The organism is Bathymodiolus azoricus thioautotrophic gill symbiont, assembly GCF_001298715.1.
Classification (GTDB): Bacteria; Pseudomonadota; Gammaproteobacteria; order PS1; family Pseudothioglobaceae; genus Thiodubiliella.
In genome coordinates this window covers 1-4182 of sequence record NZ_CDSC02000062.1, presented here as the reverse complement: position 1 = coordinate 4182, position 4182 = coordinate 1, and the positions used below count along the sequence as shown (strand labels likewise).

The window sequence follows — 4182 nt, the reverse complement described above, 5'->3', positions numbered from 1 at the left end:
CTAAGAATCATGCTAACAATACCATACACAGCAAATGTTGATATCAAGCCAATTAGAACCAATACACCTACTTGAGTGACAATCGGCGCTTCAGCAACACCGGCGATAGTTAATGCCATAATCTCAATAGATAAAATAGCATCTGTTCGCACCGCTGAGGCGATCGTTTTATCCTCTGTTGCAGACAAGTCATCTGTATTAGGTGTAGAATGATTATTATGATACTCGTGCACTTCAATAAAGCCTAACTTTCCCCCCATAGACTCTGTACCTTCATAGGCTAAATACGAACCACCCAGCAATAAAACTGGCAACATAATCCACGGTGCAAAATAAGTAATCAAAATAGCAACTGGAATAATAAGGAGTTTATTTATTAATGACTTTTTAGTAATTTTCCAAATAACTGGCAACTCTCTTTTAGCCGTAGTATTACTCACATACTGGGGGATGGCTGCTGTGTCATCAACCAGAATACCTGCCGTTTGAGACAAAGATTTGGCTGTTTGATTGGCAATATCATCCAAAGACCCAGCAGCAACTTTTGTAGCCACCACTGACAAATCATCAGCAAGTGCGGCAATATATCCAATTAATCCTGACATAACTACTGTCTACTCCTTTTAAAACAGACAAAAAAATAGCACTCATAAAGAGTGCTATTTAAAAATGGCGGAGCGGACGGGATTCGAACCCGCGACGTCCTGCGTGACAGGCAGGCACTCTAACCAGCTGAGCTACCGCTCCATTTTTTTGGTGGGCGCTACAAGACTTGAACTTGTGACCCTCGCCTTGTAAGGGCGATGCTCTACCAACTGAGCTAAGCGCCCAAAAAATACCTGATACTTAAATCAAGAAGTCGTATATTATACTCAAATCAAATACTCTTTTTGTAATGAATTTATCTATTTTTTAAGTTGCTGAATCAATGGCAACATTTCTTCTTGCCAAAGTCGCTCAGTAATCTCACCAATACGCTTAAAACGAATCACGCCATTATTATCAACAATAAAAGTCTCAGGTGTGGCATACACGCCCAACTCTAAACCTAACTTTCCTTGCTCATCAAAGATTATAAAACCAAAAGGATCGCCCAATCTCTTTAAAAAATACCGACCCTCTCGCTTGGTATCTTTATAGTTAATACCTACCATTTGCACAACACCCTGTTTTGCAATATTGTTCAACATTTGGTGTTCTGCACGACAGGTAACACACCAAGACGCCCATACATTGACTAACGACACTTGGTTTTTTAATTTCTCTTGCAGGTGATATTTTTCACCCGTTTTGAAATCTTGAACTTCAAGGCTTGGAAAAGCTTTGCCGATTAAAGGCGATGGCAATTTTTTAGTATCATGCCCCAAACCATCATACAAAAACCAAGCCAATACAACAAAAATTGCTAAGGGTATAAACTTACCCATTACTCTTTTGCTTCCTTCAGGGCGTCTGCCACTTCTGGTGGCATGTAGTTCTCATCATGTTTTGCCAGAACTTCGGTAGCAATAAATTTACCGTTTACCAAAGATCCTGTGGTGATAATGCCTTGCCCCTCTCTAAATAAATCTGGCAAGATACCTGTATACTCAATGCTAAATTTATTTTTATTATCCGTTACATCAAAAGTTGATTTCAAATCCTCTCGCTTAAAACTACCAACAACAACCAAACCACCTAAGCGAAAACTTCTACCAACTGGCGCTTTGCCCTGTGCCACCTGAGTTGGATCATAAAAATAATTGCTATTACTACCAAGTGCTCGAAATAAAAGCGTTACTGCTAGTATCGCACCTGCGATAAGTAATGCCACAAATGCCATTCTGTTTTGTCTTTTAGTCATTTCTTGTCCCTCGCATATTTAATGTGTAATTGTGTTATAGTGCGCTTATGTGTTGCTTTCGTGCCAACAAACAAAATCGCTACTGTGGCAAAAGTAAGCAAATACGAAGCCCAAATATAAGCAGTGTATTTATCAAATAACAAAAATTCTATCATTTACCCACTCCAACAATAATCTCTCTAACCCAGCGTGAATTTTGCTCCCTCACTAATACCTCGTCTCGCGCACGCATCAACACCAGGGCACCATATAAAAACTTAAAAGCAAAACTGACTAACATTAATGCAATAAACATATCTATTTGCATAGATATCTTAGTAACACCAATAGACGAACCTTGATGCAGACTATTCCACCACTCAACTGAATAATAGATAATGGGAATATTCACCGAACCAACGATTGCCAAGATAGCAGAAGCCTTATCAGCCGTTTTTGGGTTATCAAAGGCATTATGAAGTGAGATATAAGCCAAGTATAAGAACAACAAAATAAGCTCAGAGGTCAGTCGTGCATCCCATGCCCACCAAGTGCCCCACATCGGTTTACCCCACACACTACCTGTAACTAATGCTAACAAAGTAAAAGCAGCACCAATAGGTGCGGATACTTTTGCCACTATATGGGCGAGTTTAATTTGCCAAATAAGCCCAATACCGCCCGCAATTGCTATTACTACATAAATAAATAAACTCATCCATGCAGCAGGCACATGTACATACATAATACGCACACTGTCACCTTGTTGATAATCAGCTGGTGAGACAACAAAACTCCAATACAAACCAATTAATGACAAGCCAATAAATGGAACCATTAACCAAGGAATGATTTTTTCACTGGTTTGATAAAAATTTCTTGGTGAGGCAAATGCCTGAATCCACTTCCACATAATTACTTTATTTGTTGCTAATTGGGGTTATTTTAACGATTTTTGTGCCACATTATTGCGTAAATAAGTAGGCAATGGTAATTCATCATCATGCGTGGTTTTTTGACTTAAATACAAATCAATCAAATTCTGAGACTTAGGGTAGAAATCTGGCGTACAGTGGCCAACACCTGTTTTCTTAATAAGCTCATCCTTATAGGCGCCCCAGCCTGTACCCACACCGATAAATTCATCATTCAGTGTATCCACTTCATCGGGTTTTGCTAAGCGTTGTGTTGTTAATACGCCATCTTCATACACACCCCAATAAACCTCACTCATTCGTGCATCAAGTGCGACTGCAATCTTATTAGACTTGTATTTTTTAGCAGCGCCAGCACCTAATACTTCAAGCGTTGAAAAACCTTTGGTAGGAATATCAAATGCCAAAGACATTCCTTGCACTACGCTAATGCATATACGCACTCCAGTAAATGCACCTGGTCCTTTGGTATAGACAATAATATCCAAGTCTGCCACCGATAAAGCTGTTTGCTCAAATACCTCATCACACAATGGCAAAATTAAACCAGAACTCTTCGCTACATCTTTAACAAAACGCGAGACAGTTTCACCTTGTGTGTGAAGACTCACAGAACACACCTCAGTGCAGGTATCAATAGCGAGTATATTTTGATTTGTCATAACGAGACTTTTGCAGGGTTATAGATGATGATTTTTCATTTTACAACCTTTTGATGTTTATGATACACACGCAATACCAAATTTCTACGCTTTAGTAATCTATCAGGATGTCGAGTCGGATGATAATAACTCGGTCCTTTTATTAGTGCTACCAAAGTTGCCAAACCCTCTAAAGACAATTTACCGATCTCTTTATCAAAATAAAATCGTGCCGCACGCTGAAATCCATGCACCTCAAATCGACCATACTGCCCCAAATATACACTGTTCATATAACGAGTAAGAATGTCTTTCTTGTCAAATGAAAATTCTAACAACAACGCCATCAGAGCCTCTTTGAACTTTCTTTCAAAGGTTTTATCACGCGTTAATAATGAATTTTTAATCATTTGCTGAGATAATGTACTGGCACCTCGCATTGGTCGCTCGTAAAACCAGTTATCACGCAAAACTCTAGCAATCTCCATAAAATCCACACCAGAATGATTAAAAAACGATTGGTCTTCCATTATTAACAACATATTAACCAATGACTTAGGATAAGTCTCTAACGATAATTGAGAATTCGTCAAATCAAGCGGCTTAGAAAATTCATCTTTAACCACGCTATGCAGATAATTCAAATAAACGGCAAAAACCACAATACTGAGTAACGCTAAGCGTTTTAACCATTTTGTAACTCTAAACTTCACACCTTACCTCATTGCGTTACAACACTCTTAAAAAGTGGTTTGTATTATATACCCGAAGCCACAAAAACAAC

Annotated in this window: 7 protein-coding genes and 2 tRNA genes; all 9 read right to left on the bottom strand. The window is 38.7% G+C overall.

Features of this window, described 5'->3' with window-relative positions:
* Positions 1-605, bottom strand: a 605-nt coding sequence (locus BAZSYMA_RS01200) for a DUF808 family protein (RefSeq protein ID WP_143243048.1), incomplete at its 3' end; no start/stop codon positions are given.
* Between the two features lie 65 nt (positions 606-670).
* Positions 671-747 (bottom strand) — tRNA-Asp (locus BAZSYMA_RS01195).
* Positions 748-754: 7 nt separating this feature from the next.
* Positions 755-830 (bottom strand) — tRNA-Val (locus BAZSYMA_RS01190).
* 75 nt (positions 831-905) lie between these two features.
* Complete coding sequence (locus BAZSYMA_RS01185; RefSeq protein WP_090714737.1) at positions 906-1427, bottom strand: DsbE family thiol:disulfide interchange protein; 522 nt, start codon at positions 1425-1427, stop codon at positions 906-908.
* On the bottom strand, positions 1427-1843 hold the full coding sequence (gene ccmE, locus BAZSYMA_RS01180) for a cytochrome c maturation protein CcmE (RefSeq protein ID WP_090714735.1): 417 nt from the start codon (positions 1841-1843) through the stop codon (positions 1427-1429). Before ccmE ends, BAZSYMA_RS01185 begins: the two co-directional genes overlap by 1 nt.
* On the bottom strand, positions 1840-1998 hold the full coding sequence (gene ccmD / locus BAZSYMA_RS01175) for a heme exporter protein CcmD (RefSeq protein WP_090714732.1): 159 nt from the start codon (positions 1996-1998) through the stop codon (positions 1840-1842). Before ccmD ends, ccmE begins: the two co-directional genes overlap by 4 nt.
* Positions 1995-2735: a heme ABC transporter permease gene (locus tag BAZSYMA_RS01170; RefSeq protein WP_090714727.1), complete on the bottom strand. Its 741-nt coding sequence runs from the start codon at positions 2733-2735 to the stop codon at positions 1995-1997. Before BAZSYMA_RS01170 ends, ccmD begins: the two co-directional genes overlap by 4 nt.
* Positions 2736-2762: 27 nt before the next feature.
* A complete protein-coding gene (gene tsaB / locus BAZSYMA_RS01165) occupies positions 2763-3419 on the bottom strand; it encodes a tRNA (adenosine(37)-N6)-threonylcarbamoyltransferase complex dimerization subunit type 1 TsaB (protein ID WP_090714725.1) in 657 nt (218 codons plus the stop codon).
* Positions 3420-3454: 35 nt separating this feature from the next.
* Entirely contained in the window at positions 3455-4111 is a 657-nt protein-coding gene (locus tag BAZSYMA_RS01160) for a biosynthetic peptidoglycan transglycosylase (protein WP_090714723.1), read from the bottom strand.
* Between the last annotated feature and the right edge of the window lie 71 nt (positions 4112-4182).

Excerpts from the sequence above, each read along its gene's own strand:
- tsaB (WP_090714725.1), bottom strand. The coding sequence starts at position 3,419 with ATGACAAATCAAAATATACTCGCTATTGATACCTGCACTGAGGTGTGT.
- BAZSYMA_RS01170 (WP_090714727.1), bottom strand. The coding sequence starts at position 2,735 with ATGTGGAAGTGGATTCAGGCATTTGCCTCACCAAGAAATTTTTATCAA.
- BAZSYMA_RS01185 (WP_090714737.1), bottom strand. The coding sequence starts at position 1,427 with ATGGGTAAGTTTATACCCTTAGCAATTTTTGTTGTATTGGCTTGGTTT.
- ccmD (WP_090714732.1), bottom strand. The coding sequence starts at position 1,998 with ATGATAGAATTTTTGTTATTTGATAAATACACTGCTTATATTTGGGCT.
- ccmE (WP_090714735.1), bottom strand. The coding sequence starts at position 1,843 with ATGACTAAAAGACAAAACAGAATGGCATTTGTGGCATTACTTATCGCA.